The following is a 12,224-nucleotide window of genomic DNA, read 5'->3' as shown; positions in this document are numbered from 1 at the left end:
CGGCTATTGTTATAAGGTTAGGAAGCTTTATACTGGCGTGCCTACTGAGTATGACAGCTTATGCAGCAATCGATGTTTACGACTTTGATTCAGTGCAGCAAGAAGCTCAGTATCGCGGTCTTATTGAAGAGCTGCGTTGCCCTAAATGCCAAAACCAAAACCTTGCAGGATCTGATGCGCCGATTGCACAAGATCTAAAACAAAAAACTTATGATATGGTCAAAGACGGACGTAGTGATGCAGAGATACGTAGCTATATGCAAGAACGTTACGGCGATTTTATTACCTATAAGCCACCTGTCCGTCCATCAACATGGATACTGTGGTTTTTTCCGCCATTATTATTGATCTTTTTGATTACCGGCTGGTTTTGGCAGAGTAAACGCCGACAGCTGGCCGCTCGGGGCGATACGAATAAGATGATTGATACCCCTGCTACAGCTTTGACACCTGCAGAAAAAGCTGAGCTAGATCGTCTTTTATCACGTTCGCATAGTACCGATCATGATGTCACAAGCACAGAGGACAAAAAATGACCCTATTTTCTACTGCTGGCTTATTTATTGCCCTAAGTTTACTCGTTGCCTTAATCCTTGCTGTCATCATCATCACGCCATGGCTACGTGCAACTCGCCTAAAAAACAATCCTGTAGACAACCAACTGTTAGACATCAACGTAACCGTGTTTCGTGAACGTTTGGCAGAGCTTAAAGCTGATAAAGACAGCGGCACTATTGATGATAACCATTACCAAAATCAAAAGCTTGAGCTTGAACGCCAGCTATTAGATGCGCAACGTCAAGTAGCACCGATGATAAACCCTGGTGTCAAAAGCCGTTTAATAATTATTGTCTGGGTGCCAGTGATGGCCGCGATGGCATATTTACTGATAAGCGATCGCACCCCAGTATTTGAGCTATGGCAAGCAGAAGATAAAGTTGGACAAGTAGCTGATGACCTTTTGACAGGTAAGATTGATCAGCCGCCAGAATGGGCCATTGAAGATGGTCGTCAACTGATTACTGCCATGCAGACCAATGTCCATCGTCATGCTGACGATCCTGATCGCTGGATGCGCCTATCAGAGCTGTTTTTGTCACTTGAAGTAACTGACTCTGCATTAGAAGCTTTATCTAGAGCGTATCGTTTATCTCCTGACAACGAAGAGATTGCGACCACTTATGCGCAAATTAGCTTTTTTGCTAATGAAGGTCAACTGGATGCTAATAGCCGTCGCGTCTTGCAAGATGTGCTGAGTAATAACCCCCAACATGAAGGCGCGCAAATGTTAATGGCAATGGGTGAAGCACGGGCTAGCAACTTTGAACAAGCACAAGGCTGGATCAAAAGATTACGAGCGAGTATCGCAGCCAAACCAGGAGATCATACCCGAGCGCTGGCAAGCCTAGACGAGTTGAGCGCCAACGTAACAGGGCAGCAGCAGCAAGCCGCTGAAGGCGTTGATGTCACTGTAAGTGTTAATCCTAGCTTATTACCATTGGTCAAAGGCGATGACGTATTGTTCGTTGCCATTCGCGATGTTAATGGCGGCCCACCATATGCAGCCAAGCGTTTGCCGATTAGTGTGATTCAGCAAGGTGAGGCTAATATAAGTTTAAGTGACATTGATGCTATGATACCTGAGCGGACGCTACAATCAGCACGCGCAGCAAAAACTCAACTGGCTGTCATTGCCCGTATTAGTCATAGTGGCAATGCCAGTGCAGAGTCAGGCGACTTGTCAGCCAATCCTGTCGTAATTACTGCTGACCAAAAACAAGTCAATATCGAAATTAACCAGCAAATACCATAACTTTGAAAAATTCAACAATCTGGGCGCTGTAGTGATTGCTACGGTGTGCAATTGTGTTATATGAACAGCTAAGTCATACCTACATACGGTACTAATACCAAAAAAACTTGAGCTTTATAATGTCACAAGGTAAGGTATATCTGGCATTCGCGCAATTAACAAATCCCTAACATCCCATCCACCAAGGAGAGACGTATTATGATGCGTATTATTTTGCTAGGTCCACCTGGCGCTGGTAAAGGCACCCAAGCACAGTTTATTTCGAAAGAGTTTGATATCCCGCAAATCTCTACTGGCGATATGCTACGTGCAGCGATTAAAGAAGGTAGCGAGCTTGGTAAGCAAGCTGAAGGCATTATGAACGCAGGTGGTCTGGTTTCTGATGAACTTATCATCAACCTAGTAAAAGAGCGTATCTCTAAACCTGATTGTGCTAATGGCTGTATCCTTGATGGTTTTCCGCGTACCATCCCGCAAGCTCAAGCCCTTGCAGACGCTGACGTTGCTATCGATCATGTGGTCGAGATTAGCGTACCTGACGATGAGATTGTAAAGCGTCTATCTGGTCGCCGCCAACATCCAGGCTCGGGCCGTGTGTATCACGTCGATCATAATCCACCAAAGCAAGATGGTGTCGACGATATCACTGGCGAAGCACTTATCCAGCGCGAAGATGACAAAGAGTCTACTATTCGAGAACGCCTCGCCACTTATCATCAGCAGACATCAGCCTTGGTAGGTTTCTATCAAGACAAAGCCAAAGAAGGTGAAAACGCACCCAAATATGACAAGTTTGATGGTACACAAGCTATCGATGACGTCAAACAGCAAGTTTTGTCAGCGTTAAAAGGGTAATCGTTTTCTAATACCCTTTGGATTAATAAAAACCTTGCTCATTAGCAGGGTTTTTTGTTGATACTTTATAACTATACAATACTAAAAAGACCCGCCCATAAAAAAGCCATCTACCTAAGTGAGGAGATGGCTTTTTAAAAATATAAAATCTTTTTTGAAATTTATGCATTACCTTCAGCATCAACTTGCGCTTGTTGTTGGCTTTGCGCGTACGCTTGATCAAAATTGACTGGTGCAAGCAACAGCTGCGGGAAGCTACCACGAGTAACAATGTCACTAATGACTTCACGCGCATATGGGAACAACACATTAGGGCAATAAGCGCCTAAAATCTGTCCAATTTGATCATCAGGGATATTTTTTAATAAAAAGATACCTGCTTGATGAACCTCAGCGATAAACGCTGGTTCTTCAGCATTCTTAGCGGTAACGCTTACTGTTAAGATAACTTGATAGTGGTCGTCATCTAGCTTTTCGGCGTTACTTGATAAATTGATATCAAGCTCAGGATTCCACTCTTTAGTGAATACTCCAGCGCCTGGTACTTCAAGAGACATATCTTTTACATAAATGCGTTCTAATGCCAGTTGCGGTTGTGCTTGTTCTTCAGCCATGTTGATTCCTCGAATAAATAATGCAATGTGTCGTTATTGTCTTGATAGAAGTGTTTTTATAACAACGTGTGATATCAAGCTACATTATTACAAGCTAGGACAATAATAACAATAGTTTGTCATCAATCACTTAATACTATAACTAGATTTGCTAATAGTGATCACTGTCGTTGTTGTATAAACTGTTTAAAATCGCAAATTAACCTGCTAGTAACTCATCCAGCTTACCTTGCTGATTCATCTGATTTAGTTCATCAAAGCCACCAACAAAAGTATCACCAACAAAAATTTGAGGCACAGTACGATAGTTATTGGTTTTTTGCATCAGTGCACGGCGATCGTCGCTACTCATATCGTGCATACCGATTTCTTCATAATCAACGCCTTTATTCTTTAATAGTTGTTTGGCGTTTGTGCAATAAGGGCAAATAGGTGTTGTATAAACTTTAACTGAAGCAGTCATAAGATATCCTTAATAATTAAATATTATATAAAATCTTTATTGTCTTAAACTGAATAGACTGATAATGAATGTATGTTTGATTGTGCTCATTATAAAGTGGGGGTAAGGTTAGTAAATTCAAGTCAGCTTGTCATAAAAGCTCATAAAACACTGTTAGGAGCTTATTAGCTAAGTTTCCATAAAAAAAGACACAACTAAAAGTCATGTCTTTTTATTCATACCAAGAGCAAGCTTACTTATGCAAGCTAGGTTTAGTTTTGCCTTTATTCTTAGGTTTGGCATCTTTTAATCCTACTAATGGCATGCCAGCTCCTTGCCAGCCACCCACACCACCTTCTAGGCGATAGACGCTGTCTTTACCAATCATCTGGATAGCCGCGCCTGCTTGTACGCCCATATCACAGACGATGATCACTGGCTGTTCAATTGCGCGGATCTCATCTAAATGATCTTTGAGCTCAGTAAAAGGAATATTACGACTGCCTTGGATATAGCCGGTGGCAAACTTCTTTTTGGCGCGAATATCAATAAGCTGCGCATTTTGAGAGTTAACCATCATGCCGAGGGTATTGGGCGACACTTTTTTGCCGCTACGTTTGTTTTCAATGGTAAAAAACAGTACGGCAAGTACGGCCAATATACCAAATAAAAACGGGTGGTTGCCCACAAATTCAAGCGCACGATCCAAACCAAACCTCCAAAAAATAAGCGTTCTATTAAGCTGAGAAGACAGCTCAATGATTTTGAACAAGGCGCTATTATACCGATTAGGTCATCTATAGTAAATGTATAAGGAGCAACCTATGTTTTGATAGTATTGATTCAATAAATAGGGCTACTAGTATGGCTTAGTATCCGCTTCTGCTTGTAACGTCACAAGGTTTTCAACACGGCGCTGTAGCACATTACCATCAGCCACCGCTTGCCATAGCGCGCAGCCTTTGCTGTTATAAGTGTGACGACAGTCACGAAATTGGCAATCGCCTGCAAGTGGCGCAAGTTCAATAAAACCTGAAATAATATCGTCAGGATCTAAATGCCAGATACCATATTCACGAATGCCAGGCGTGTCGACGATACCGCCTTGAGTAAGATCGTCTGGATTAAATGGCAATAAACGACTGGTCGTCGTGGTATGTTGACCAAGTTTTGAGTTTTCAGAAATGATATTAACGCTCTGCGCCGAATCAGGTAGTAAAGCATTAATTAAGCTGCTTTTACCGACGCCAGACTGACCGGCAAAAATAACCAGTTTTTTGTCTATGTAGCGTTTTAGCTCATCAAGTCCCTGCTGCTCATCATGATTGGCAATGTTTTCGGGGCAATCAACTGAAGTCAGTACGCTTTCATAACCAAGAGCCGCATACTGTGCCAATAACTCATTGGTATCGACGCCATTTTCTTGGGCAAGAAGGTCCGCTTTATTAAGCACCAATAGCGGTTTGACACCAGCGTGATGACAGACAACCAAGTAGCGATCAATGAGTGTCGGCGCAGCAGCTGGCAATGGGGCAAATACAATGGCTAAGATATCGATGTTGGCAGCGACAGGTTTAAGCTTATGATAGCGGTCTGGACGTGAGACAAGAGAAGCCCGTGGCTGCACGGACTCGATACGGCCAAAACCAGTATTGGGATCTGCAGTCCAGCGCACATGATCGCCTGCAGCTAGCATCGGTAAATTGGTACGCACATGGCAGCGCCAGACATCGCCCATCTCAAGTGCTTGCCAAAACGGCTCAGGGTCATCAGGCGCAATTTCTGGCTGCACGGGTATCATCGCAGGCAAGCTTGTGACTTGTACTTCTAGTTGCTTACCATAATGCGCCATGACCACACCATCCATTAAGCTTTCATCGATGCTTTCTTGACTCTCAAGCTGCTGCTTGTCAATGCGACGAATCTGTTGTTTAGTCAGTTTGCGTTGCCGGATTAGTGCCATGGGTTTGTGACCTATTATAAAAATATTGCTAAGTGTAGCGTGAAAATTTGCTAACATACAGCCTAAAGCGTTTATAGCAGACAGGGGTTTTGTAATATTTTGAACCTTTTAAATATCTTAAATCAGCAGACGCGTACTGTTACTAATCAAATACTATTATCGCTGTATGATTTATACACGAAACTTACTTAAATATTGTTTAAAAATTTATTGACCATAGGACAAAATATGAGTACCGATGACCATCCCAATAAAATCAAAATTAAAAACCAAGGTAAAAAAGGGCTGGTATGGATTGATTTAGAAATGACTGGTCTAAATACCTTAACTGATGAGATTATTGAGATTGCGACCGTTGTCACTGACGAAGACTTAAATGTCTTGGCAGAAGGACCAGTATTTGCGATTAAGGTATCTGACCGTATATTAAATGGGATGGATGAGTGGAATACCAAACAACATGGACAATCAGGCTTGGTTGATCGTGTACGTCGTAGCAGCGTAACATTAGCAGAAGCTGAAGCTGAGACCATCAAGTTTTTGAATAAATGGGTCGATAGTGGTAAGTCGCCGATGTGCGGTAACTCCATCTGTCAAGATCGACGTTTTTTAGCGCGGCAAATGCCAGAGCTAGAAAAGTTCTTCCACTATCGCAATCTTGATGTGTCATCTATTAAAGAGCTATGCTTTCGCTGGCGTCCTGATGTCTTAAAGAATTTTGAAAAAGGTGGTAGTCATTTAGCGTTAGACGATATTCGCGACTCTATTCGTGAGCTTAAGCACTATCGTCAGCACTTTTTTAAACTGATGCCATAAAGTTAAGTGGTTTTAGCATAGTCAAAAAAGGGTCTGTTATTTTAATGGACCCTTTTTATCGTAAATAAGAGACGTCCACATATAGTCGAATCTAGATAACTCAGATACATGGCTATCCAGTCGCTCAATAAAACGTTGATTTTCTTACGTGCTGTGCCTACGCCGACAGAGGCTGCGAAAACAACGTTTCATCTCGCTGTATCGTTTTTATATCGAATTAGCTATAGATATCATGCCATGAGTCGTTTAAATTCAACCAATTTAAATTCAGCTTTATTGCTATCTGAGTGTTCGTTAGCGATCACCACACCAATCACTGCGCTGACCATTGGTTTACTAGTGTTTTGATTTAGCAGTCGCCAATCACCCAGCACATAGCGTTTTTTAGTGTCGGTCGCTTGATGGATATCTGGACGATGCGTATGGCCATGGAGTAGAGCATCGCTGTTAGTCACGGCTTGTATCACCGCATCATCGTTGACATCCATAATATGAGTAGCTTTATTGGCATTATTTTGCTGGCTTTTTTGGCGCATTTTATCGGCGATTGCCAAACGTTTTTCTAGGGATTTATTAAGCAGATACCACTGGGTTAGACGGTTACGCATGATTTTACGAAAAAACTGATATTTCTTATCATCAATACAAAGCGCGTCGCCATGCTCAAGACGATAGTGTTGCTGTCCGACAGTTAAGGTATATGGCTCATAAATCAGCTCACCACCAAATAGGTTGCAAAAAGGCTGATCCAATAAAAAATCTCGGTTGCCATGCATGACTAAAATCTCACAGCCCGCTACCCGCAATTGTTTTAATTTAACGATAAGCGGGGTGAGCCAATGGCTTTGGCGCGCGTCATTTGACAGCGTTAAATAAGCGTCATCACCAATCCAGACCTCAAACCAGTCGCCTAAGATAAACAAGCGCTTGAGGGCAGGTAGAGCAAGGCAGTCATTGAGCAGTGCTAAAAAAGCCTGCACTAAGGCAGGCTCCTCTGGCGATAAATGCAAATCGCTGATCAATACTTGTCGCACCTCGTGAGGGCGGGTCGTTATCAGGTGATTAAACGTTTGCATTTATCATAATCCTTGTCGTCTATTATCAGACTATAAGTAAAGCTTACTTATATGACTTATTTAGAAACGATGGTCGCAGAGTTAATAACCACTGGCTCTTTTGGCACATCAGCATGCATACCAAAACGACCGGTTGGTACGCCGCGCATTTTTTCGATGACGTCCATGCCACTAGTGACTTTACCAAATACCGTGTAGCCCCAGCCTTGCATGTTTTTGCCAGAGTGGTTTAAGAAATCGTTGTCTTTGACGTTAACGAAAAACTGACTGGTCGCTGAATGCGGGTCTTGCGTACGCGCCATGGCGATGGTGCCTTTGTCGTTCTTTAGACCATTGTCCGCTTCGTTTTCGATTGGCGCATTGGTTGCTTTTTCGTTCATCTCAGCGTCCATACCGCCGCCTTGAATCATAAAGCCATCAATAATACGATGAAAAATCGTACCATCGTAATGACCAGATTTTACGTAGTTTAAAAAGTTTTCTACGGTTTTTGGCGCTTTTTCTTCGTTGAGTTCGATGACGATCGCACCCATACTGGTGTCAAGTTCTACTACTGGTGGCATGTCTACCATGAGATATTCCTTTTTGATTGCAGCGCCTTAAATGACACTGTCAAGTGGTGGTTGAAAGTTGGTGACTAAAAGTTATGGCTAGTCTAACGGCTTTTTTGTCGTCTGTCATGTATCAGGCTGTTAATGCGTTTGTGAAACCTGATAGAATAACGCAACGTTATCTTTTATCAGTCTTTTTTAATTTATCATTTTTAAGCGCGATGATACGCGCTATATCCTGAACACTTGCGCTAGGAGCAATGAGTAATGAGTGAGCACTCAAGCAATAATGCACAAAAAAACGACTTTATTCGCAATATCATTCGTGATGACGTCAACGCGCAAAAATATTCTCAAATCGTGACACGCTTTCCGCCTGAGCCAAACGGTTATCTGCATTTAGGTCATGTGAAATCTATTTGTCTAAACTTTGGGGTAGCTGAGGAGTTTGGTGGTGTCTGTAATTTGCGCTTTGATGACACCAATCCAACCGCAGAAAAACAAGACTTTATCGACAATATCGAAAACGATGTTAGATGGTTAGGGTTTGAATGGGCAGGAGAGGCACATCATGCCTCAGGTTATTTTGATCAGCTGTATGCTTGGGCAGTGCAGCTTATCGAGCAGGGCGATGCTTATGTGGATTTGCAGTCGCCTGAACAAATTCGCGACAACCGTGGCTCATTTAATGAGGCGGGCACGTCATCGCCGCAGCGTGATGTTAGTGTCGCAGAAAACTTGGCGCGCTTCATTGAGATGAAAGACGGCAAGTTTGCCGAAGGCGAAGCGGTGCTACGTGCCAAAATCGATATGGCCAGCCCCAATATGAACATGCGTGACCCTGTCATCTACCGCGTCATGCACCAAGCACATCATCAAACTGGCGATAAATGGTGCATCTATCCGATGTATGATTTTGCCCATCCGCTCTCTGATGCGCTCGAAGGTATCACCCATTCATTGTGTACGTTGGAGTTTGAAGACCATCGTCCGTTTTATGATTGGGCGGTAGAAAAAATCGGCTTTGAGGTGCCGCCGCATCAGTATGAGTTTAGCCGCTTAAATGTTGACCATACTATGACCAGTAAGCGTAAGCTCAAGCAGTTGGTCGACGAAGGGGTGGTGAGCGGTTGGGATGATCCACGTATGCCGACCATCGCGGGTATGCGCCGCCGTGGCTATACGCCAGAAGGTTTGCGCGACTTTTGTGAGCGCGTTGGCGTGACTAAAGTCGACAGCGTTGTTGATTTTCGTTTATTAGAATTTAGTATCCGTCAGTCATTAGAGACGACGACCGCACGCGGCATGGCTGTGCTCAAGCCCTTAAAAGTGACGATTACGAACTTTGCAGAAGCGGTCAGCAGCTGGGAATCACAAAAGGCCGATAGCGTCAATGCACGCTGGGATGAAGATGCTCAGACTCTATGGCTCAAGCAGCCAAAACATCCTAACGTCGATATGGGCGAGCGTGAGATTCCCTTTACCAAGACCCTTTATATCGACCAAGGCGACTATGAGATTGAGCCGCCAGCAGGCTATAAGCGTTTGTCACCAGAAAAGCCCGAAATCCGTCTGCGCAATACCTATGTGCTGGCAGTGACTGAGCATATTACTGACGAAAACGGCAATGTGACTGAACTAAAAGCAACGATTGATTCGGCGACGTTGGGCAACAACCCTGAAGGGCGCAAGGTCAAAGGCGTGATTCATTGGGTATCAGCAAGCCTTGGCGTCCCTGCGACCGTACGCATGTATGAGCAGTTATTTAGTGTTGAGGACCCAGGTAGCGCCAGTGATGTGCATCAAGTACTCAATCCTAATTCGTTGACCGAGCTTGCAGCTGTAGTTGAACCATCGCTCGCCAACGCTGATGCTGGCACGCGCTTTCAGTTTGAGCGTGAAGGCTACTTTATCGCCGATAGCGAGGAGCACACCAGTGACAAGCCGGTATTTAGCCAAATCGTCAGCTTACGCGACAGTTATAAGCCAGCTTAATTATCGTCTATCAAACTCTTGAAAGTACGATGTTTGGATTAGGAATACAAGCCAGTAGTAAGATGTGTTTGATAGTTTGATCCAATAGACATGCTCAACGACATATCTAAGGGAGAGTAAAGAGATTATGATTAAAAAGTCGATCAATCTAGCATTGCAGGGCGGCGGTTCTCACGGCGCCTTTACTTGGGGCGTACTAGACTATTTTATGGAAGATGGCCGAATCAGTGTAGAAGGTATTACAGGGACAAGTGCTGGAGCCATGAATGCAGCGGTATTAGCTCAAGGCTATATGGATAATGGTGCAGATGGCGCACGTGAGGCGCTTGAGCAGTTTTGGCGTCAAGTGGCTTATATGGGCATGATGAACCCCGTTAAACGTAGTCCCTTAAGTATTTTGACTGGCAAGTGGGATGTGGACGACTCACCAGCGTATCTAATGCTTGATTTATTTAGCCGGGTTGCTTCGCCTTATGATACCAACCCGTTGGATATCAACCCGCTACGTGATCTGGTTGAGTCTACCATCGATTTTGAAAAGGTCAGAGCATGTAGCAAGTTAAAGCTGTTTGTGGCGGCAACCAACGTGCATACGGGCAAAATAAAAGTATTCAATCGTGAAGAGCTGACTGCAGACATGATTTTAGCTTCGGCATGTCTGCCTTCTTATTTTCAAGCGGTTGAAATCGATGGTATACCGTATTGGGACGGTGGTTATGTTGGCAATCCACCTTTGTATCCTTTGTTTCGTACCACCAAGTCTCAAGATATTATGATTGTGCAGATTAACCCTATTGAACGCAATGAAACCCCAACAAGTGCCATAGAGATACAGAACCGTATTAATGAGATTTCGTTCAACTCTTCTTTGTTAAGAGAGTTACGAGCGATTGATTTTGTGACCCGTCAGCTGCAAGAAAACAATTTGGATAAGGAGCGCTATTCTAAAGTATTCTTACACCGTGTTGAAGCCACCGAACAAATCAATCCACTGTCAGCGTCTAGTAAAATAAATTCTGAATGGGCGTTTTTAACGCACCTGCGTGATATTGGCCGCGAATCTGCAAAAGCTTTTCTTGATCAACACTACGAGGGTCTAGGTCAACAGTCTACCTTAGATTTACGCCGTGAATTTTTATAAATGAGTTATATAAGTTAAAGTATTGCCGTTATAGATTAAACTCGACAATAGTAGTTTGCAATTGTGCCTATTTCTAGTACGCTAGAGATGGGCCTTTTTGTGCATAAGTATAATCTTAATAATAGATATTGGGGGTAAAGATGGCAAAATTTTTGAACAGTAGTGGCACAACTTATCATTTGGAAGAATTGATCAAAAATGCATCGGATAGGTTGGTTATTATTAGTCCATATCTAAAGCTGAATGAACGTATCAAAGAGCTATTAGAAGATCGTAATCGACTAAAAATTGATATCCGAATTGTTTACGGTAAAAACGACTTGCACCCTGAAGAAATAAATTGGCTTAAAAACTTGACCTTTATTCGTACCAGCTTTTGTAAAAACTTACATGCCAAATGTTACCTTAACGAAAACGAGTGCATTATCACAAGCTTAAACCTGTATGAGTTTAGCCAAGTCAACAACAACGAGATGGGCGTGCTTATCTATCGAAATGAAGATGCTAAGCTCTATGCTGATACTTATGAGAAAGCACAACGTATTATTCGTGTTAGCGATGAGGTACGTATGTCGCTTGAAAAAGTCAGTGAGTCTGAAGATAAAGCGATACCTGCTAGAGAATCAGTAAATCCTAATATCGATACGTTCGGTAAGTCTAGCGCAGAAGCGGTAACGCCAAATTATTCGAAACTCACGACCGCAAAGCTTGCAAAAGAGCTGGGTTTAAAGACGCAAGCGTTAAATGATAAGCTAATCGCAGCAGGCTATTTACAAGAGCAGGAAGGGGATCTGGTGTTGACGGATGCTGGCCGTGTGGCTGGTGGCACAAGCAAACGTGGTAAGTTTGGTGAGTTTTGCTTATGGGATGCTGGAATGGTGATTTAGTCTATATTGATTCCCTTAAACAAAAATGGAATAACCGCATTACAATCCGTCACAAGACATTCATAACCAGT

13 protein-coding genes are annotated in these 12,224 nt (G+C 43.2%); 7 read left to right on the top strand and 6 right to left on the bottom strand.

The genetic code is table 11. The features are described 5' to 3' along the window. Positions 1-50 precede the first annotated feature (50 nt). The 3 genes from ACS8FB_RS04215 to adk all read left to right on the top strand — a co-directional run bounded on the left by ACS8FB_RS04215 (position 51) and on the right by adk (position 2,668). The gene (locus tag ACS8FB_RS04215; protein WP_439261166.1) at positions 51-536 is read left to right on the top strand and encodes a cytochrome c-type biogenesis protein; all 486 of its coding nucleotides are present in this window, start codon (positions 51-53) and stop codon (positions 534-536) included. Further along, complete coding sequence (gene ccmI / locus ACS8FB_RS04210; protein WP_439261165.1) at positions 533-1,813, top strand: c-type cytochrome biogenesis protein CcmI; 1,281 nt, start codon at positions 533-535, stop codon at positions 1,811-1,813. The genes ACS8FB_RS04215 and ccmI overlap by 4 nt, the downstream gene beginning before the upstream one ends. 198 nt (positions 1,814-2,011) lie before the next feature. Next, positions 2,012-2,668, top strand: a complete 657-nt coding sequence (gene adk / locus ACS8FB_RS04205; RefSeq protein WP_439261164.1) for an adenylate kinase — start codon at positions 2,012-2,014, stop codon at positions 2,666-2,668. Positions 2,669-2,829: 161 nt separating this feature from the next. On the opposite strand, the gene secB is transcribed toward adk, so the two are convergent. The 4 genes from secB to rsgA form a co-directional block, all read right to left on the bottom strand. Further along, positions 2,830-3,282, bottom strand: a complete 453-nt coding sequence (gene secB, locus ACS8FB_RS04200; RefSeq protein ID WP_299219203.1) for a protein-export chaperone SecB — start codon at positions 3,280-3,282, stop codon at positions 2,830-2,832. Positions 3,283-3,481: 199 nt separating this feature from the next. Continuing rightward, positions 3,482-3,745 carry a glutaredoxin 3 gene (gene grxC / locus ACS8FB_RS04195; RefSeq protein WP_299219205.1) on the bottom strand — a complete coding sequence of 88 codons (264 nt, stop codon included), beginning with the start codon at positions 3,743-3,745 and terminating at the stop codon, positions 3,482-3,484. Positions 3,746-3,977: 232 nt separating this feature from the next. Next, positions 3,978-4,433, bottom strand: a complete 456-nt coding sequence (locus ACS8FB_RS04190; RefSeq protein ID WP_299219207.1) for a rhodanese-like domain-containing protein — start codon at positions 4,431-4,433, stop codon at positions 3,978-3,980. Positions 4,434-4,583: 150 nt separating this feature from the next. Continuing rightward, positions 4,584-5,687, bottom strand: coding sequence for a ribosome small subunit-dependent GTPase A (gene rsgA, locus ACS8FB_RS04185; RefSeq protein WP_439261163.1), 1,104 nt, complete (start codon positions 5,685-5,687; stop codon positions 4,584-4,586). 228 nt (positions 5,688-5,915) lie between these two features. On the opposite strand from rsgA, the gene orn reads away from it, so the two are divergent. Further along, on the top strand, positions 5,916-6,503 hold the full coding sequence (orn, locus tag ACS8FB_RS04180; protein WP_439261162.1) for an oligoribonuclease: 588 nt from the start codon (positions 5,916-5,918) through the stop codon (positions 6,501-6,503). Positions 6,504-6,733: 230 nt separating this feature from the next. On the opposite strand, the gene ACS8FB_RS04175 is transcribed toward orn, so the two are convergent. Together ACS8FB_RS04175 and ACS8FB_RS04170 are read right to left on the bottom strand one after the other, a co-directional pair. Then, complete coding sequence (locus tag ACS8FB_RS04175) at positions 6,734-7,579, bottom strand: UDP-2,3-diacylglucosamine diphosphatase (RefSeq protein WP_439261161.1); 846 nt, start codon at positions 7,577-7,579, stop codon at positions 6,734-6,736. Between the two features lie 56 nt (positions 7,580-7,635). Beyond that, the gene (locus ACS8FB_RS04170; RefSeq protein ID WP_299219215.1) at positions 7,636-8,151 is read right to left on the bottom strand and encodes a peptidylprolyl isomerase; all 516 of its coding nucleotides are present in this window, start codon (positions 8,149-8,151) and stop codon (positions 7,636-7,638) included. Between the two features lie 246 nt (positions 8,152-8,397). Between ACS8FB_RS04170 and ACS8FB_RS04165 the strand changes: the two genes are divergently transcribed. From ACS8FB_RS04165 to ACS8FB_RS04155, 3 genes are all read left to right on the top strand, one after another. Then, positions 8,398-10,125 (top strand): glutamine--tRNA ligase/YqeY domain fusion protein, encoded by a 1,728-nt coding sequence (locus ACS8FB_RS04165; protein ID WP_439261160.1) that lies wholly within the window; start codon positions 8,398-8,400, stop codon positions 10,123-10,125. 127 nt (positions 10,126-10,252) lie between these two features. Further along, complete coding sequence (locus ACS8FB_RS04160) at positions 10,253-11,266, top strand: patatin-like phospholipase family protein (protein ID WP_439261159.1); 1,014 nt, start codon at positions 10,253-10,255, stop codon at positions 11,264-11,266. A gap of 140 nt (positions 11,267-11,406) precedes the next feature. Continuing rightward, positions 11,407-12,153, top strand: coding sequence for a phospholipase D family protein (locus ACS8FB_RS04155; protein ID WP_439261158.1), 747 nt, complete (start codon positions 11,407-11,409; stop codon positions 12,151-12,153). The last annotated feature ends 71 nt before the right edge of the window (positions 12,154-12,224 follow it).

Source organism: Psychrobacter sp. 1U1, assembly GCF_051847535.1.
Taxonomy (GTDB): Bacteria; Pseudomonadota; Gammaproteobacteria; order Pseudomonadales; family Moraxellaceae; genus Psychrobacter; species Psychrobacter saeujeotis.
This window is presented reverse-complemented; position numbering and strand designations above follow the sequence as displayed.

Coding starts and splice junctions, on each gene's coding strand:
- ACS8FB_RS04215 (WP_439261166.1), top strand. CDS start 51: ATGACAGCTTATGCAGCAATCGATGTTTACGACTTTGATTCAGTGCAG.
- ccmI (WP_439261165.1), top strand. CDS start 533: ATGACCCTATTTTCTACTGCTGGCTTATTTATTGCCCTAAGTTTACTC.
- adk (WP_439261164.1), top strand. CDS start 2,012: ATGATGCGTATTATTTTGCTAGGTCCACCTGGCGCTGGTAAAGGCACC.
- secB (WP_299219203.1), bottom strand. CDS start 3,282: ATGGCTGAAGAACAAGCACAACCGCAACTGGCATTAGAACGCATTTAT.
- grxC (WP_299219205.1), bottom strand. CDS start 3,745: ATGACTGCTTCAGTTAAAGTTTATACAACACCTATTTGCCCTTATTGC.
- rsgA (WP_439261163.1), bottom strand. CDS start 5,687: ATGGCACTAATCCGGCAACGCAAACTGACTAAACAACAGATTCGTCGC.
- orn (WP_439261162.1), top strand. CDS start 5,916: ATGAGTACCGATGACCATCCCAATAAAATCAAAATTAAAAACCAAGGT.
- ACS8FB_RS04175 (WP_439261161.1), bottom strand. CDS start 7,579: ATGCAAACGTTTAATCACCTGATAACGACCCGCCCTCACGAGGTGCGA.
- ACS8FB_RS04170 (WP_299219215.1), bottom strand. CDS start 8,151: ATGGTAGACATGCCACCAGTAGTAGAACTTGACACCAGTATGGGTGCG.
- ACS8FB_RS04165 (WP_439261160.1), top strand. CDS start 8,398: ATGAGTGAGCACTCAAGCAATAATGCACAAAAAAACGACTTTATTCGC.
- ACS8FB_RS04160 (WP_439261159.1), top strand. CDS start 10,253: ATGATTAAAAAGTCGATCAATCTAGCATTGCAGGGCGGCGGTTCTCAC.
- ACS8FB_RS04155 (WP_439261158.1), top strand. CDS start 11,407: ATGGCAAAATTTTTGAACAGTAGTGGCACAACTTATCATTTGGAAGAA.